Genomic DNA, 251 nt, shown 5'->3' on the forward strand with positions numbered 1-251 from the left:
GGCACAGGCCGGGCACGCGCTTGCGGGCGACGGTGCGGTGGATGTAGCGCAGCGGCATCCAGTCCAGATCGCCATAGTCGCCGTTGATGGCGCCGCACAGGCCCTCCAGCTCCTGGCGCAGGTCGGCATAGGCGTGCACGTCGTCGCGCGAGGGCGAGGCGATCATCACCAGTGTGGCGCTGTGTTCGTTCTCGGGGTAGCGTTCCAGCAGCTGGCGGAAGGCGCGCACGCGGTGCGGGATGCCTTTGGAG

The 251-nt window shown here is 69.3% G+C and carries 1 protein-coding gene; it reads right to left on the bottom strand.

The genetic code is table 11. The features are described 5' to 3' along the window. Positions 1 to 251: trehalose-6-phosphate synthase (locus tag ACTHSQ_RS11365; protein WP_440375966.1), on the bottom strand; the 251-nt coding region annotated here is incomplete at both ends.

Origin of the sequence: Neisseria sp. P0009.S008, from assembly GCF_051958615.1 — a bacterium.
Lineage (GTDB): Bacteria > Pseudomonadota > Gammaproteobacteria > Burkholderiales > Neisseriaceae > Neisseria > Neisseria subflava.